The organism is Enterococcus sp. AZ177 (assembly GCF_050544585.1).
Taxonomy (GTDB): Bacteria; Bacillota; Bacilli; order Lactobacillales; family Enterococcaceae; genus Enterococcus_L; species Enterococcus_L plantarum.
Window position 1 is genome coordinate 1,025,655 of the sequence record NZ_CP172944.1, and the last position, 16,978, is coordinate 1,042,632.

The 16,978-nt window shown below is 34.9% G+C and carries 15 protein-coding genes; all 15 read left to right on the forward strand.

Annotation, left to right across the window (positions count from 1 at the left end; all coding sequences use genetic code 11):
* Positions 1-26: 26 nt before the first annotated feature.
* The 15 genes from IGJ34_RS04980 to IGJ34_RS05050 all read left to right on the forward strand — a co-directional run bounded on the left by IGJ34_RS04980 (position 27) and on the right by IGJ34_RS05050 (position 16,948).
* A complete protein-coding gene (locus tag IGJ34_RS04980; RefSeq protein ID WP_430598261.1) occupies positions 27-5,153 on the forward strand; it encodes a tape measure protein in 5,127 nt (1,708 codons plus the stop codon).
* Positions 5,153-6,223, forward strand: a complete 1,071-nt coding sequence (locus IGJ34_RS04985; protein WP_430598262.1) for a hypothetical protein — start codon at positions 5,153-5,155, stop codon at positions 6,221-6,223. The genes IGJ34_RS04980 and IGJ34_RS04985 overlap by 1 nt, the downstream gene beginning before the upstream one ends.
* Positions 6,220-8,892: a phage tail tip lysozyme gene (locus IGJ34_RS04990; RefSeq protein WP_430598263.1), complete on the forward strand. Its 2,673-nt coding sequence runs from the start codon at positions 6,220-6,222 to the stop codon at positions 8,890-8,892. Before IGJ34_RS04985 ends, IGJ34_RS04990 begins: the two co-directional genes overlap by 4 nt.
* Positions 8,879-9,514 (forward strand): hypothetical protein, encoded by a 636-nt coding sequence (locus IGJ34_RS04995; protein WP_111248883.1) that lies wholly within the window; start codon positions 8,879-8,881, stop codon positions 9,512-9,514. Before IGJ34_RS04990 ends, IGJ34_RS04995 begins: the two co-directional genes overlap by 14 nt.
* Positions 9,511-9,675: a hypothetical protein gene (locus IGJ34_RS05000; protein WP_430598264.1), complete on the forward strand. Its 165-nt coding sequence runs from the start codon at positions 9,511-9,513 to the stop codon at positions 9,673-9,675. Before IGJ34_RS04995 ends, IGJ34_RS05000 begins: the two co-directional genes overlap by 4 nt.
* Before the next feature lie 61 nt (positions 9,676-9,736).
* Positions 9,737-10,240, forward strand: a complete 504-nt coding sequence (locus IGJ34_RS05005; RefSeq protein ID WP_430598265.1) for a hypothetical protein — start codon at positions 9,737-9,739, stop codon at positions 10,238-10,240.
* Entirely contained in the window at positions 10,237-11,751 is a 1,515-nt protein-coding gene (locus IGJ34_RS05010) for a glycerophosphodiester phosphodiesterase family protein (RefSeq protein WP_430598266.1), read from the forward strand. The genes IGJ34_RS05005 and IGJ34_RS05010 overlap by 4 nt, the downstream gene beginning before the upstream one ends.
* Before the next feature lie 48 nt (positions 11,752-11,799).
* A complete protein-coding gene (locus tag IGJ34_RS05015) occupies positions 11,800-12,288 on the forward strand; it encodes a hypothetical protein (protein WP_430598267.1) in 489 nt (162 codons plus the stop codon).
* Between the two features lie 5 nt (positions 12,289-12,293).
* Positions 12,294-12,482, forward strand: a complete 189-nt coding sequence (locus IGJ34_RS05020) for a hypothetical protein (protein ID WP_430598268.1) — start codon at positions 12,294-12,296, stop codon at positions 12,480-12,482.
* Position 12,483: 1 nt separating this feature from the next.
* Positions 12,484-12,780 (forward strand): phage holin family protein, encoded by a 297-nt coding sequence (locus IGJ34_RS05025; RefSeq protein WP_430598269.1) that lies wholly within the window; start codon positions 12,484-12,486, stop codon positions 12,778-12,780.
* Positions 12,773-12,976: a hypothetical protein gene (locus IGJ34_RS05030; protein WP_430598270.1), complete on the forward strand. Its 204-nt coding sequence runs from the start codon at positions 12,773-12,775 to the stop codon at positions 12,974-12,976. The genes IGJ34_RS05025 and IGJ34_RS05030 overlap by 8 nt, the downstream gene beginning before the upstream one ends.
* Entirely contained in the window at positions 12,960-13,838 is an 879-nt protein-coding gene (locus tag IGJ34_RS05035) for a peptidoglycan amidohydrolase family protein (protein ID WP_430598271.1), read from the forward strand. Before IGJ34_RS05030 ends, IGJ34_RS05035 begins: the two co-directional genes overlap by 17 nt.
* A 16-nt stretch (positions 13,839-13,854) precedes the next feature.
* Positions 13,855-14,718 (forward strand): hypothetical protein, encoded by an 864-nt coding sequence (locus IGJ34_RS05040; protein ID WP_111248009.1) that lies wholly within the window; start codon positions 13,855-13,857, stop codon positions 14,716-14,718.
* Positions 14,719-15,062: 344 nt separating this feature from the next.
* Positions 15,063-15,569 (forward strand): QueT transporter family protein, encoded by a 507-nt coding sequence (locus IGJ34_RS05045; RefSeq protein ID WP_430598272.1) that lies wholly within the window; start codon positions 15,063-15,065, stop codon positions 15,567-15,569.
* 173 nt (positions 15,570-15,742) lie between these two features.
* Entirely contained in the window at positions 15,743-16,948 is a 1,206-nt protein-coding gene (locus IGJ34_RS05050; RefSeq protein ID WP_430598273.1) for an aminoacyltransferase, read from the forward strand.
* The last annotated feature ends 30 nt before the right edge of the window (positions 16,949-16,978 follow it).

The following is a 16,978-nucleotide window of genomic DNA, read 5'->3' on the forward strand; positions in this document are numbered from 1 at the left end:
AATAAAAAGAGAAAGGAGGTAGTTGTATGGCAGCAAGCGGAGTTGGACAATTTTCTATCAATGTCAAGTCGAATCTTAAAGACTTCTATGGCGAGCTATCACGATCAAAAAAAACAATGGACCAGTTAGTGACAAAAAAATATCAACTGGAAATAGATAGCAAACAACTAAATGAATTGCGGGACAAAGCCCAACGTATAGCAGGGGAAATGCGTGAGCTGAGACAGCAAAAAACAGAGATAAAGTTAGGGATCAAAGAAGTAGAAAATGCTGATGCAGAAATTAAAAATTTGGATAAGCGACTAGCAAGTCTGAATAGGCAAAAACTAGCTGTAGAAGCAGATATACAGCCAATAAGAACTGCAAATGCAGAGTTGTACAAAGTAGAAAATGAAATCGATAGAATAAATGCGAAAAAAGTCAAAATAGATGTCAGTGAATCTATAAAAAATGTTGGAAATTCTGTTAATAAAATGGGTGACGGAATTTTAAAAGCATTTAATCCACTAACATCTAAGTTAAATCAAATGCTCGGCTTTGGATTAGTTAATAATTTAGTTGGAAAAGGGCTAAACATGATTAGCAGTTCTGTCGATGGCGCTATTTCTCGTGTTGATACACTAAATAACTACACAAAAGTAATGAGTAACTTAAACATCTCGCAAGAAGAAGCTGATAAATCAAGACAAAGGCTTGTTAGTGGCTTAGAAGGGCTACCAACAACATTAGACAAAGGTGTAGCTGCAGTTCAACGTTTTACCTCTGGAAATAGCGACATACAAAAATCAACAGAGATGTTTCTAGCCTTAAATAATGCTTTATTGGCTGGGGGAGCTGACCAAAATATTCAAGCAAGTGCTTTAGAACAAATTTCCCAAGCTTATTCTAAAGGAAAACCTGATATGGTTGAATGGCGATCGTTGCTAACTGCCATGCCTGCACAAGTTGCACAAGTTGCACAATCATTTGGTGTTTCTTCTGACGAACTAGGCGAATCATTGCGAAACGGCGACAGATCAATGGATGAATTTATGCAACGTATCATAGAAATGAATACAACGGGTGCTGATGGATTTAAGAGTTTTACAGAGCAAGCTAAGAATGCTGTAGACGGAGTTCAAACCGGGGTATCTCGTATGAATACTGCCGTTACCCGTGGCGTTGCTAAGATTATCACTACAGTAGATGAAATTGGCAAAAGTAGAGGTTTAGGCGGCATCTCAGATATGTTAGGTAAAATAGGCTCTTTCTTTGAAAAAGGGTTAGGAAGTATAGCTGACACAATTGTTAAAAATCAAGATGCCATTTTTGGTTTCATTGATAGTACAGTGAAGTTCCTTTCGTCTTTTGATTATGATTCTTTTTTTAAGGGTCTTGTATCTGGAATGAAAGAAATGGGTGATATTGCTAAAAGTGTTTTCAATTTCACTAAACCGCTGTTCTCTTTATTAGGAAACGGAGATGTAGCAGAAGGTCTTGGTAAGCTAATTCCCAGAATGCTTTTGTTCGGGGGCGCTCTTAAAGTTGCTGGTCTAGGGCTGAAAGTTTTCGGAGTCGGATCAAAAGGTATAGGTGGAGTTTTTAGCATTCTAAGTAAATTTAAAGGATTTAAAATACCTAGTTTTAATTTTGGCGAGGGGAAAGGTAAGTTTACAACACCGTTTCAGAATATTAGTGTTGAGCAACTTAAATCAATAGGCTTAAAGCTTGGTATTATAGCGGGACTATCAGCAAATGTTTATCTGGCGGCTAAAGCGATACAAGAAGTGACTAAAATTGAAAACATGGATGGTATTTACGGAAAACTAGCATCAATTGCAGTTGCAGTTACTGGGATGGGTTTAATAACAATTGCAGTAGATAAAGTAAGCAAGTTAGCTGGTACATCCATGCTGACTGGTTTGTTAGCTATAGCTGCTATCGCAGGTGAAATTTACCTAATGACCTTATCTTTAGAAAAACTATCAAACGTTGATATTGAGTTTGTTGATATCCAAAAGAAAATAGGTACGATAGCCCTAGTGATTGGAGAAATGGCACTCCTAAGCGGAGTTATTGGTGCTGTTATGGGTACGGGTATTGGAGCAGCGGCTATTACCGTAGGTATAGTAACAGTTGTCGCACTAGCAGGAGAATTAATGTTACTTGCCGAAACAATGAAACAAATAGATGAGAAAGTTCCGAGTGATTTTGGCAATGTTGATAGGAAAATATCAAATGTTATCTCTACGCTATCAATGATAGTAAAATCTCAATTGTCATCATTGACTACACTATTCGATTCTATTGTGACGGGTTTTACCACAGGATCAATTATAAAAACTCTAGACAATATAATTGTTATCTCTGATAAGTTGAAAGAATTAAACACCGAAGGTTCAGCGATAAATAGTCAAAAGACAAATAAAATTATCTCTTCCATAAAATCTACTTTAGACAACTTAAGTTTGGAAGGCGGATTTTGGTCATCTGTTGGTCAAGCATTTAAAAGAAAGGCAGATTCAGCGGTATATAATAATGCAATTGATTCTTTAGACAAGATAATACTTCTATCTGGAAGAGTAAAAACACTAGAAGATATATTATTGAATAGTGAAAAAGTACAAAAAAATATCAATGCGATTCAGAAAATTTTACCATTGATAGATGTTAAAAATTTTTCGGATAATACATTTAATCCAGTCAAACCAAAGTTCGTTGATTCAATAGATACAACCATTTACTACATCATTAAGCTATTCGGTCGTATAAAAGACCTTGAAACCATGTCGATCGATATAACTAAAGCACAAAATAATATAGTAAATGTAAAAGGCTTTGCTAGAATGCTCAAAGCTGATAAGTGGGAAGAATTAAATGATGGATTAGTAAATAAAAATCTATTGAAAAACTTAGAAGAAGCAATATATTTGCTTTCAAATGTAAATAAACAAATGAATGTATTTATAGAAAGTATCCCCGAAAACGGAAAGGCTCAAGACGCGCTGATTAACATAAGAGGTTCATTGAGAATGTTAAAATCAGAAAAATGGGATGAATTTAAAGATGGGTATGTAACTAGTAACTTATTAATGGATGTTGTAGAAACATTAAAAACATTGGGGTTAATTAATAAATCACTATTCGATATATCAAACAATAGCGTTGAAACTGGAGTTATTCAAGAAATTATAGTGAATATCAAAGGTGCGCTTAGAATGTTAAAACTCAGTAATTGGGGTGAGTTTTCAGAGGGATTTGTAGACAAGAATTTGATCGAGCCGTCAATAGAATCATTAAAAGTAATATTAGATTTATCTGAAAAGCTTTATGATTTATCTAACATAGGACTTGAAATAGGTAAAGCGCAGAATGTTATAGTAAATCTAAAAGGCGCAATGAGGATGCTAAAAGCAGAAAGCTGGATTGAATACCAAAGTGGCTTTGTTGATCGTAATTTCTTAGAACCGTTAACCCTATCGTTGGATGTAATAGAAGAAATAGGACAAAAACTTAAAGTTTTAGCAGGAATGGAACTTGACCCAGGAAAAGCAAATGATACTTTAGCAGCTTTAAGAGGAGTTCTTAGAATGCTCGTAAATGAGAAGTGGACTGAGTACGATAGTGGTTTTGTTGATAAGAATTTAATTGAACCTGTCACTTTAGCGTTGGATGTATTAAAAGTAGTAGGAGAGAAGCTACAAGCTATCAGTTCGTTAAATATAGAAGGAATTTCAAAGAAAATTAATGATGAAATCGCTGCTATTAAAGGTTGTTTAAGAATGATGCGAGCTGATTCGTGGATTGATTTTCAAAGTGGATTCATTGAAACTAAAACACTTGAACAAGCTTTAGCAGCTTTAATGGTGTTACAAACAATTACAGATAAACTCTCTGAATTACAACCACTAAAAGCACATGAAGTTAACAATAATATAGCAAAAGTTAAAGGCTTGTTGCGTTCTTTAAAAGCTGAAAAGTGGGATGAATTCGTTGATTCTATGGTTAATAAAGAGGATTTGCAAAAATATGCCGAATTAATTGATCCGTTAAAAAATGCAATAAGTAAAATGGCTGAAATTAAAAATGATGAAATTAATATTGCTGGCATTCAAAAAAATATAACTGCTTTTATGGGCCTAATGAGAAGAATTACGCTTGATAATTTCCCCCAAACAGAAAATTTAATATCCAGTGAAACACTTGATAAAGCAACATCTACAATAGATTCATTAGTAATTTTTGGAACAAAGTTACCAACATTAGGCAATATAGAATTTTCTGAAGGTGCTGTAATATCTAGATTATCATCTATGAAACGAATAATTGATACGATGAATGAATTTTCTTATGAAAATGGCATGCAAAATGCTGCTAGTTTAATCCAAGTTTTTATAGATATGGCCAACAAGATGGTAGAAATGTCGTCAACTACTTTCCAACCGATTGGTAAAAGCTGGGGCGAAAGGGTTGTGCAAGGTTTCAAGGAATCTAATGTACCTAAGCAAATCTTAACGATCGTTGATAGTTTAGTTTCTAAATTAAATAAGAAAGTAAATATATTTAAAAATATTGGTACTAGTTGGGGAAATGCTTTAAAAAATAGTTTTAATTCGTCCGTTCAAGGAATTGGAAACGGAATTGACAACCAGATCAATTCTTTGCAGAGCAAGACCGAGATTTTTTCAAGACTAGGTAATGAATATGGTCGTTACTTGAATGATGGATTTAATAATGCGCTGATACTTCTTGATAATTCAATTAGTAGCAGAGTGTCAAAATTGTCACAATTAACAAACAGTTCGCAACCAACAAATAATTCAAGTAATACAAATTCATCACGACCTCGACCAGTAGTTTTAGCTAGCGGTGGAAAAGTATATAGCCCTTCTGGTTATTCTAGGATTGTAGATTCACCAGAACAACCAATCTTGCAGAACGGAGAAGGTGTTGTACCTAAGAAAATTATGGATAAGATAGGTATGCCATTCTTCGAACAATTAAGAAGAGGGCAAGTTTCGCCTACTTTTGCAAATCTAGGCAGAAGCATATCAAATACAACATCGAGCGTTGTCAACAATATTTATAACAACACAACGACAAATCAACAAATGAATATGTATACAACTGCAGCTCCAGATGCAATTAAAATCATCAACAGGAGACTAAGATAATGAAAAAAATTGTACAATTTAATGAATTAGTATTCAATCACACAGTTGATATTCAAACGCAGCCTGAAATAGTAACTGACTTTAGAATTTCTAAGAGTTCTTTTATTAACAATCATGGAGACTATAGTCCTGAAAGGACGAGCGGGCGTAAAATAAATTCAAAAACTTTTAGTATGAACATCATAATTGATAAAAGTAAATTTAACTGTGAAGACAGAGAGCTAGTTGAGCAATTCGTGCAAAGTAATTTGTATAAAATTGGTCGGTTATGGGCGATACAAGGCGATTCGTTGCTTTGGGCTATCGCTAAAGCTGAATCAGTTTCAGAAGGCTTAGAAGAGAAAAGAGGACGTTTAAGTTATACAGTAACATTTTACTTGCCCCAAGGTGTTTGGTATATTGCAGACCCTACAGCAACTTATTTAGAAGAATACCACCAGTGTGACGTTTTGGAGTGCTTTGAAGTGCTCCAACGTCCATTATGTGAATGTTGTTGGTGTAATGTGGCTTTAGCCCCTATAAAAATGTGTTTCAAATGTGCAGGTGAACGATTGTGTGAGATACCGAGAAACGATTTAGTAAACCAAATAGGAAACTGTGGCAACAATAAAAAAATTAATTATTCCTGTGATTGTCAAGAGCCAAACATTTTAACTTATTCAGAATATGGAGCAAAGACAGCCTTGGCAGAATTTCAAGCGATGACATTTTATGAAACGGATGATGTGGTTATTGAGATATGCGGAAGCTTTACTAATTTAACAATAGAATTCAATGGTGAAAAATCTATTATAGAAGGATCATACAGTGGTGAAACAACAATTTCAAAAGGTGTTGTTAAAAACAACTGTGATTATTTGGAAATTTCAAAATTTCATTCTGTTTGTAACCATGAATGCACTCCTAATGATGAATGCGGAACTAAACCATTTTCTTTGAAAAAGAATAACGGAAGTAATGGAATAGTCCATTGGAAGGTGAATCCAGGTAAAAATGTAATCAGATTTTTTAATTTCAATAAAAATGAAACGCAAGAAATAAGAGTATTCGTGAGGGGGATCGCATTATGAGTATTAATATGGATACTGCAATAGCGAATATGCGTGCTTTAAAAAATAACGGGACCACGTACTCGATGAACGGTAGCAGAACAGGAGCTGACGGAACAGCCGATTGTAGTGGTGCTATATACGCGTCATTAAATAAATCAGGTGCTAGTTTGAATGTTGGGAATACGGATAGCATGTTTAATGATTTACCTAGCATCGGATTTTCCAAAATAAATGGACCATATACGTATGGTGATATTTTTATTTTTGGGATACAAGGTCAGTCGAGTGGTGCAGCCGGACATACCGGGATATTTTTAGATGCTAATACAATTATACATTGTAATTATGGAGCTAATGGAGTTTCTATTGATAACTTTAATTCAGTTTTATCAACTGCTGGGAATCCTCCGCATACTGTTTTCAGATCACCCAATGCAAATGGGGATAAACAGCAAGCGACTGGAGATGCGACAACCAAAAAAAATACTGCAGAAAATATGGATAATTCTGGAGAGATTGAAGAGTATAGCTATATTGGCAATAAGTTGTGCATAAAGGGTTGGCACTTCGCAAGTAACAAACCAAATCCACAACAGAACAATACTAGTAGTGGCACCAGCGGAGGGAACAAAGGGGAAACATATCCAGTTAATTGGGGCGATATAAATTCGAGGGCTCAATTTTTTATTTATGTCTGTTTAGATTTAGGTATTGCTAAAAACACTGCTTTAGCATTATGTGCCAACGCCTATGCGGAGGCAACTCTTGATCCGATGGCCAAACAAACATACGATGCCTCAACAGGATCACAGGGACATGGCTATTTTCAGTGGTCTTACCCTTCTAACTGGGGAGATGTGCCAAATCATATGCAGAGAACATACGCAGATGCAAAATACCAAATAAATTTTGCTAAGTCAGTTAAAGGACAGTGGATTAATGCTGGTTGGGGAACATGGGAAGAGTTTTGGAACGGATCGCAGTCCCCAGAATATTTAACAAACTCTTGGGCTGCCAGTTGGGAAAGACCAGCAATTATAGGTAATAGATGGGATGCTTTTATCCAATCAGTCAATGTGGGCGGCTTAGATTTTTCGACCAGTAAAAGTAGGATGAATGTTAGTAGAGCATCTACAGTTAATCAGGGACAAGTAGAAAAGATGCAAATATTTGATGCAACAAACAACAAATTTTTGTCGTCCGTACAGCTAGATATAAAGAAGAGAGCTGATATAAAGAAAGCCAATCCGGATGTAGAGAATGTTGAATGGAGCGGGATTGATTTTTGCATGAAATTCGAAAATACAAACCCTTTTTACGTTAAATTTATCAGGGTGCTTTCTGATGGATCAACAAAAACACTAGACTTGCAAGTGATATTTTTCCCACATTCTGCATCAAGAAAAGATATCGGGCATGACTATAGTAAGGAATGTGTATTTAAAATAATTATCACGGATAAAAAAGGCAAAGAGCAGTATGTAGACGATATGATAGAAGGGATGTCTTGGTCAAATGAGCCTATGGAAATACCTAGTTGTACAATAAAACTTCCAATCTATGAAGCGGAAAAATTTGATGGAAACATCGATGTTAAAATTATTGTCTTTGATAAAATGTTTGATGGACTCGTCAAAACTATCACGCTAGATAAAGATGCAGAAACTGCTGAAATACAATTGGACCATAAAATTGTGGAATGGGACGAAAGGCAAATACCAGAAAATTACACAGTTAAAAACAGAAACTTACCTGATGTTTTTAGTCAGTCCCCATTCCTATATTCAACACAATGGTATATAAATTCTGATGAAGCAGCGATGAAAGCTAATATCAATTACGCATTCAGTCGTCAAGGTCATCTAGAAGCCTTAACAAAAGCGTGTGAGCTTACCGATAATATTTGGTGGCGAGTCGGATTTAGATATAATCGATATTTAGAAATTGGCGCATTTGGAAACAAAAAAGATTATTTACTATCCGAGAGTGGTGAAACGGAAAGACACATAAGAATAATGAGTGATATTTCAATCGAAAAACAGTTTGATCATGTCTTCAATTCCGTTACTGTCTACGGAGAAAAATCGGACAGTTCCCAGGCAAGTTTAACATTACGTGATGTTTATCTTGAGCAACAACAAACAGGAAAAGCGCCAATCAAAGGTTTTCCAATTGTTATTTTAAATCCTACCGTAAACAACGAACAAAAAAATTATTATACAAATATTACTAGAATTGCATCTAACAATTCTCTTGAATATTCAATTCTGGATGAATTTTCAATCAACTTAGAGCAAGGAAAAATAATTGAGGAAACAAAAAGTTTTAATGATGTTGCGCCATTTGAACAAAACGGCGAGGCAATAAGTAATGAAGAACGGTCCAGACAATCTAGAATCGCATATAATGCAGCGGTTAAATTGTTGAAGCATCAAGGTAGACGTAGAGAAGTCATAACGCTAAAAGTAGGCTATTTGCCATCAGATATAAATGTATTAGACAAAGTTTATTTTGATTATTCTAACGAATTAATGATGTTTGATGGATGTAGCAGATATTGCAAAAAAATATACGAACAATCAGCAGATTTTTATATTACGAAAATAGAAACTACTTTTGACACTAACATGAATGAAACTAATGTACTAACTATTTGTAAGGAGTTGTTTAAAGATGACACAAATTGATGAAGCTTTCGCCAAGATTATAAAGAGGCAAGATAACCAGAATCAAATAGAAAAGCAAAGGCAATTTCAAAGAAGAAATACTGTGTCAGATTCGAAAGCCGATTTCCAAAGTATGTTACGTGGGATTAATAGATTGTACACAGGATTTACTATCTCTCGTGATGTGCAATTTATTATGAGATACACATTCAGTTTACATGTTAGACCACTTGTCACAACGTTTGCTCAAACTATACTGACAGAACCTAAATCATTATCTATCAAAAACAATACTATAAACCCCAACCCTCATAATCACGAAGTCAAAATAGGAATAGAAGTATCAGAGCAAGAATTCGAAACAAAAAATATACGAATTAAAATCAACGGCATTGATATAACAGATGCATTGATTTTAGAATACGGAAGTTTTATAGATGGTTATGGCTATTTTCCAAAAGCAGACGGAGAAGTATATGACATTCTAAGAATAATTGAGTATTTTCCCACGTGGCAACAATCAGCGATTCTGTCACACGGTAGAAAAGAAATTGAACTAACCCAAGATTCTGCATCTTTATGCGAGTGCGACATTAGTTACCATGTGAAATTCAATCATATAGATAGAGGGGGGTTAGCATGATTAAGAACACATCAAAATTAGAAAAACATTTAAAATCACATCCGACAGATGCCCAAAGCATAATTTCATTATTGAAAATTAGGAGTGCGAATTACCAATATTCTTTTGATTTAGAAGCAAAAAAAAAGCGAGAAATGATGAACTCGATTGGTAACAGGTAACCGTATGTGCCAGTAGTCTGCATGATAAAATATTATTGAGATTATGAAAGGATTGAACAAAATGAAAAAACCTATTAATTATCTGGCGCAAACAGGAGCTTTAGAAGATTTAATTTGGTCCATAATGAATGATGCAGAATCAGAAGCTCATTTGGATCGCTATATTGAATCGTTACAAAGAGACATCAAACAAACGGAAGATGAACAAGAAGCAGATGAGATAAATTCAGAAATTGAAGAATCTTTGGAATACAAAACGAGCATTAGAGCAGTTAGATACGAAAAAACATATATTGCTTTATCGATCGCAAATAAAATAGCTAAAAAAAAGCAAAATGATAAATATTCTTGTCTATTCAAGCACCAACTATTAAGCATGGCAGAGATGCGAGATGCAAAAGATGCAATCACAGACGATAGTATAAGAGAACATGTACAGAACATCTATACTAGAACTGTAAACAACGCATCGATTGCAATATCAAACTTCCTCGGTTTAGAAGTGGAAAGTTGTATGGCTTGCTTATTCGAAAAAAATAAAATTGAAAAGGTGAATGAAAAATGAAATTTAAAGTACCCAAACAATGTAATCTTGATACATGTAACTGTAATTGGTTAATTCCAGTAGCAAGTTTGGATAAAATAGGATATCCAGATTATAATCATGCTTATATTTTACCAGATGATACTATTTGGACATTATCGGCAAATGGAGAAAACTTTATCCAGTTAAACGAATCAACTAATGGTCCAAACAAACCGACTGAAATAAAAAATATCGATGGTAACTTAACAATAGAAAATAACGGGACGTTCGAAGTAATCATCGATGTTGATATCGAAAACATAAAAAAACAAATTGGATTAGATAATCTGAAAAACGATTTAGATAAAAAGCAAGATAAATTAACTGCTGGAGATAATATTACAATTACAAGCGAAGGTGTCATTTCGGCTGAATCTAGCGTTGAATCAGAAGGAGTATATCAAACTGGTGGGCAACAGTGGATTGCGCACAGAGGTAACAACACAGAATACCCGGAAAATTCACTGCCAGCCTTTAAACACTGTAAAAGGCATTGGGGAATTGAAACAGATATACAAGTAACATCTGATGGATATTGGGTAATCATGCATGATGATACTGTCGACAGAACCACAAACGGAACAGGTGCTGTTAAATCAATGACTTTTGATCAATTCAGATCGCTAAGAATTGATACTGGAGCTAATATTGGAAGCCTTACTGATGCAGAAAAAATACCTCCTACATTCGAAGAATACCTAAGAATATGTAAAGCTCAATCTAAAGTGCCAGTAATCGAGATAAAAAGCGGGAACTACTCTAATGAAAATTATACAAAATTGTACAACACTATTAGACAATTTGGTTATAACGAAGGCGATTTTGTAATTGCATCATTCAGTTATGACGTATTGACTAAAATTAGAGAATTTTATTCAAATAATGAACTACACCTTTTTACTAGTTCTGTAAATGAAAAATATATTCAACAATGTAAAGATTTGAAAAAATGGAATTACAGCTTAGTTGCTGCAAGCGTTAAATACAATGATATTAACTTTACATCAGAAGTTATAGATGAATTTAGAAAAAGTGGAATAAAAATCGGAACTTGGACTGTGCCGGATATTGCTTTTGACACTGTTAGCGATAGATCGGTAGATTATATTACGACTAACAGTTTATCAGGGAACTTAAAATACCAAGCTCTGAATTTACAAAACGGTTTTACTAATAACAATGACAACGGCAGAATTAAAGAATCTTTTGTTGAAGAGCTAGATGGTGGTTTAGTCCACGTATCATTTAATGTAAGTGGTGGCGATACTACTCAAAACAAAGCAATTGCATTATTGCCTGACTGGGCCATACCTATGTATAGACAATATAGCGTTTGTTCGGTTCGGACATCTGATGGGGCAGATATTGGGACTTTTGACGTAAACGGTAGATTAGTCCCAGGATCAGCAACCGCTGGAAGTATTGCAGTCGGGTTGAATTGGGCGAAAAAGACAACTTGGGCTGCTGGAGATGCAACTTATAAAATTTAAATAGTCATTTACTGATTATCAGTATTTGTCGATAGGTGGTGTTTATATGTGGAAAACTTACTACAAGAATTGGATGAACGGTATGTAAAGAAAGACGATTTGAAAAAAAAGGTCACAGATATAGTAGATGATAAATTTATGACGAAAGAAGATTGCAACATTATCCTTGGAAAGATGAATGCTATGGAAATCGAACTAGCTAAAAATACCAAACTTTTAATGGGTATATCTGAATCATCTGAAGAAACTAAACATTTACAGATAGTTCAAAAAACTGAAATGAAGGGCTTAGACGAAGAAATAAAAAGTCTTAAAAAAAAGCAATACCGCCGAATATGGGATGCTATACCTTCTTTCTTTAAATTTTTTATTATCACTATAGTAATTCTGACTATATTGTTCACTTACAGTATTATTATCGGAGAAAAAGCAACAGAATTTATGAACAAAAATGGACTTGAGGTAGCTATGGGCTCTTTATTAACAAGTATAGCTACTATGTATTTGACAAAAAAGAAAAATAGTAAGGAGGAATGAGAAATATGTTAAGATTTTGCCCATGGTGGAATCCTTGGTGCCGAGGAAAAGCTCGCCAAGAAGAAATTATAAAGAGAGCTATTGACGAAACGACAACCAGTTTAGCTTCTGATATCGCCAAAAGTGTAACTGATGAGATCAGAAAAGAAAATATTCAACGTAATGTTATTCAATCTATCAGAGGAGGTAAATAATATGACGAGTTTTAATTTACCAACGTTCGACCTAATACCCTTAGTGGTGTTAGGTTGTCTATCAGTTGGTTTTGTTTTAAAGCAAAGTAATTTTTTAAAAGATAAATATAATCAGTATATCCCGCTAATTCTTGCGGTAGTGGGTATTTTCTTGTCTCTTTGGATAGACAATTGGCAAATTACACCCAGCAATGTAATTTATGGTGCTATTAGTGGTTTAGCATCAACCGGCTTGCATCAGGCATTTATCGCTGTTATCACAGGCAACACTGAAGAAGGTGGTAATAACGGTGGATAATATAAGCAAAATTCGAGCTATTGCAAAAGATGCTGTTAAATTAGAAAAAGAGAAAGATGTTCCCAATGAGACAAAAAAAAGAAGTGCTATTGCAGCGGTTAACGCTTTTATAGTGGCAAATCCAGAATACCATCTATCGGATACTGAAATCGATAAATTAGTAGAGGAGGAAGTGCTAAATGACCGTAAGCAATAAACAAGTCGTTAAATGGTTTTATGACAGACAAGGAAAATTAACGTATTCAATGACAGGCTCTAGAAATGGAACAGATGGCACTGCTGATTGTTCTGGTTCGATTACACAAGCTGTAAAAGATGCAGGAGGAGTAGCTTATGAATACTTATATAGTACAGTAACTTTAAGTGGGTACTTAGCTAAGAATGGTTATAAACGTATTTCTGCAAATCGAGAATGGGATGCAAAAATGGGGGACATTGTTTTAATGAGTTGGGGCGATCCTAAATACGGCATGGGTGCTTCTGCTGGAGCAGGTGGTCATGTGGGCGTGATGGAAGATGAAAATAACTTTATTAGCACTGACTATTGGACCGGCGGACAATTTGGTACAGCAGTTTCTCGCCATGACTTCAATAATTATTTCAACAGAAATATCCCGACTTATTTTGAAGTTTGGAGAATCGAAAGTGATGGCAATGTTGAAGAGACCGAAAATCCTATTATTACAAGACCGCAACCAGAAACGCAAAATGATGTGGAATACATGCGAAAATATGGGTTTGTACAATGGAATGGCATAGTTATTAATGTAGATGACCGTTCTAATTATGCTGGTATATGGCAAGTTATTAGCAATGGACTTAGTGGACTTACACCGACACCTACAACATCTGATGTTGAGTGGCATAACAATGGTGTTCCTATGGCTGGAATAAATTGGGCAGATGGTACATCCAATAATTCTATTAGCGGTAATAGCTTTAAATTTGCTACTGATGTGATGGCCATTGTTGATTATGATGTAGAAAGCAATGGGATTGCTATTTTAGTATCTGGATTTAAGGTTTGGGTAGATGCTACATTTGCCAAGAATGCGTAAGAAAGGATGATTAAATATGGCTTGTAATAGCTGTGGCAATAAATCAGGATTTAATGGTAGTTGCAATTCGTGTAGCAAGGTTCCGGATATAGATACAGAATCAGCATTAGATACTATTAAAAATGGAGATGAAAATTTTTGCTTCAACGAGGTAACAGATGAAATCTGTAGCAACCTAAAAGGAGACAAAGGAATTCATCCATATAAAGGTAAGAATCATAACGACTGCGAAGATTTACACGCTTTAAACACATATTTACACGGCAATTCATGGAATAGTTTAAAAACTTTAGATTTTTGCGATATCAATGCTCTAAGATGTTGGCTGTATGAATTAGTAAGCAATTCATGGAACATGACCAAAGGGCTGGTTTGCGCAATCTGTGGACTTTGGGATGCTATCCACAAAATCATTGATTGGATTAACAATTTTGGCGGTTGCGAAGCAAGTATTCAAACTGAAACAACATTATGGTCAGGATCGGAAACTTTCTCAACTGGAACAAAGCATACATTCTCTGGGATCGATATCGGAAAGTATAATTCAGTTGCATTAGAATGGGTTTTGCAAAAACCAGATGCTGGAGAAGATTATATGCGTTCGGAAGTACGAAGAGTAGATAACTTCCCGAACCCGCAAGACACTGGTTGGTTTATCGAAGCAAACGAGACACAATCAGCAAGTGATAAGCTAGACGATCCATCAATGCAGTTTTTACTTGTTGGAGCTCAAGCCCTAACCAAAGACACAATATATGCAGCTAGTATTAAAGTTGTATATTGGTTATCTGATGGTACAAGAGTAAGTAAGCCAACTACAGCAAGATTAGTTAGCATTAAGGGTTATAAAACAATTAATCTATGCCCACCTAAAATATAAAAAGAGCCTGCGCTTAATAGTGCAGGCTTTGTTATTTACATATTTTCAATAAAAAGGCAAACTGTTAACATGGTATGTGCTTGGTTGCAACGACATATGCGGTTGTTAAAAATGTATGTTTATTGTATTAAAGTTGTAAAAATAAAAAAAGCGATTCATAAGTTTGCCACAATTTTGCCACAAAAAAAAGTAAATAAACAACAAAAAAAGTTAAACGTAAATATTATGAACAGACAAAAACTCTAACATATAGGGCTTTGTCAATCGTGGAACATATGCTACAATGAGGTTCAAGGTTCATCAACCATCCCTTGTAAAAAAACTCGGAGAAAGAAGGGGAGACTATGCAACATACTGTTTCAACAAACAGTAAGGTAAAAGCAATTACCATGAATGGTATTGTAATGGCGTTATATCTTGGCTTAACGATTTTAGTAGCACCCGTTTCGTCAGGACCAATCCAATTTAGAATTTCTGAAAGTTTGAATCACTTAGTTGTTTTCAATCGGAAATTGATGTGGGGCGTTTTAGGTGGAGTCGTTGTCTATAATTTTTTCTTTGGCTTTGGTGCTATGGATGCCCTGTATGGCGGCCTACAATCCTTTATTTCGCTAGGGCTAACTGCCTTATTACAAAAAAGAGTTCCTAATGTTATCGCACGTTTAGCACTGAATACCTTGTTTTTCACTGCAACCATGTGCATTATTGCATTTATGCTGGCACCAGCTGGCGGAGCAGCCTTTTGGGGGAACTACGCAACACTAGCACTAAGTGAATTTGCGACTATGGCGGTAGCTGCACCGATTATGTACTGGATCAATAAATCCGTTCACTTTGAAAAACGACTTTAATCAATAAAGAAGTGTTATAAGTATTTATTTTTAAGAGACTGATTCAAGACAACTATCGTTTTGATTCTGTCTCTTAAAGTTTTTTAACCAATTTCATGAAAAACTTTACTGTTCCTGTAGAATAAATTATGATATGGTAATACAGAAGCAAAAATGTAGAGGAGTTTTCTATAATGTTTGAATTTAAAATTGGCATTGATGCCAAAGAACACGATAAATTTGTGGAACATCATCCCTTATGCAATTTATTACAATCGTCTGCATGGGCTAAAGTGAAAGATAACTGGGGATCTGAAATCGTTGGGGTGTACGAAAATGGGACTTTAGTGGCCTCTAGTTTGGTTTTGATTCGACCATTACCAATGAAATTTTCAATGCTCTATACACCTCGTGGTCCAATCATGGATTACACAAATGCAGAACTTGTTGCATTCTTTTTTAAAGAACTAAAGAAATTCGGTAAGAAAAAACGTGCTTTGTTTGTAAAAATGGACCCAACTGTTCACTATAAAGATTTTCATTTAGGCGAAGAGCAAACCATCGATCCAATGGCCCAATCGATCATCGAGAATATGATCGCAAGTGGTGCGAAACATCAAGGATTGACGATGGCAATGGATGCGACGATCCAACCACGTTTTCAAGCCAATATCTATAAAGAAGATTTCAGTGAAGAACAATTGTCAAAAAGCACAAAGAAAATGATGAAACAAGCTCAGAAAAAAGGGGTCACTGTTAAAATGGGGCACACTGAGTTAGTGGATGATTTTGCTAAAGTTATTGAATTAACGACAGAGCGTCAAAATATCTCGCTTAGAAATAGTGATTATTTTAAAAAGCTATTGAAAATTTATCCTGAAAATTCTTTTATAATGTTAGCGCAAGTAAACTTGAAAGAACGTTATGAAGAAACCAAAATCCGTTTTGAAAAAAACAAAGAAGATCTGGCGAATTTGAAAGAAAATCAAGTAAAAAAACGTCATAACTTAGAAGAACTTGATTTTTCTTTAACACGTGAAATGACTGAACTCGAAGAAAATATCGCACATTCAGGTGATGTAGCTATTGTTGCTGGAGCGTTAGCAATCACGTTTGGCTCAACGAGTGAAATTCTTTATGCTGGAATGGACGATCGTTATAAACGCTATATGCCTGCATATCTTACTTGGTTTGATGCAATCAATGAATGTTTTGAAAGAGGCTGTACATCTTGTAATATGGGTGGGTTAGAAGGCAGTTTGAGTGATGGTTTGATTAAATTTAAGTCTAATTTCAATCCAACAGTCAATGAATTTATCGGCGAATTTGATTTACCTGTTAATGGCTTGCTGTTCAAAGCAAGTGAGTATGCGTATAAATTAAAAAAACAGAAGAAATAAAAAAGATTGGAGCAGTTAAAACGGCTCCAA

Excerpts from the sequence above, each read along its gene's own strand:
- IGJ34_RS04980 (WP_430598261.1), top strand. The coding sequence starts at position 27 with ATGGCAGCAAGCGGAGTTGGACAATTTTCTATCAATGTCAAGTCGAAT.
- IGJ34_RS04985 (WP_430598262.1), top strand. The coding sequence starts at position 5,153 with ATGAAAAAAATTGTACAATTTAATGAATTAGTATTCAATCACACAGTT.
- IGJ34_RS04990 (WP_430598263.1), top strand. The coding sequence starts at position 6,220 with ATGAGTATTAATATGGATACTGCAATAGCGAATATGCGTGCTTTAAAA.
- IGJ34_RS04995 (WP_111248883.1), top strand. The coding sequence starts at position 8,879 with ATGACACAAATTGATGAAGCTTTCGCCAAGATTATAAAGAGGCAAGAT.
- IGJ34_RS05000 (WP_430598264.1), top strand. The coding sequence starts at position 9,511 with ATGATTAAGAACACATCAAAATTAGAAAAACATTTAAAATCACATCCG.
- IGJ34_RS05005 (WP_430598265.1), top strand. The coding sequence starts at position 9,737 with ATGAAAAAACCTATTAATTATCTGGCGCAAACAGGAGCTTTAGAAGAT.
- IGJ34_RS05010 (WP_430598266.1), top strand. The coding sequence starts at position 10,237 with ATGAAATTTAAAGTACCCAAACAATGTAATCTTGATACATGTAACTGT.
- IGJ34_RS05020 (WP_430598268.1), top strand. The coding sequence starts at position 12,294 with ATGTTAAGATTTTGCCCATGGTGGAATCCTTGGTGCCGAGGAAAAGCT.
- IGJ34_RS05025 (WP_430598269.1), top strand. The coding sequence starts at position 12,484 with ATGACGAGTTTTAATTTACCAACGTTCGACCTAATACCCTTAGTGGTG.
- IGJ34_RS05035 (WP_430598271.1), top strand. The coding sequence starts at position 12,960 with ATGACCGTAAGCAATAAACAAGTCGTTAAATGGTTTTATGACAGACAA.
- IGJ34_RS05040 (WP_111248009.1), top strand. The coding sequence starts at position 13,855 with ATGGCTTGTAATAGCTGTGGCAATAAATCAGGATTTAATGGTAGTTGC.
- IGJ34_RS05045 (WP_430598272.1), top strand. The coding sequence starts at position 15,063 with ATGCAACATACTGTTTCAACAAACAGTAAGGTAAAAGCAATTACCATG.
- IGJ34_RS05050 (WP_430598273.1), top strand. The coding sequence starts at position 15,743 with ATGTTTGAATTTAAAATTGGCATTGATGCCAAAGAACACGATAAATTT.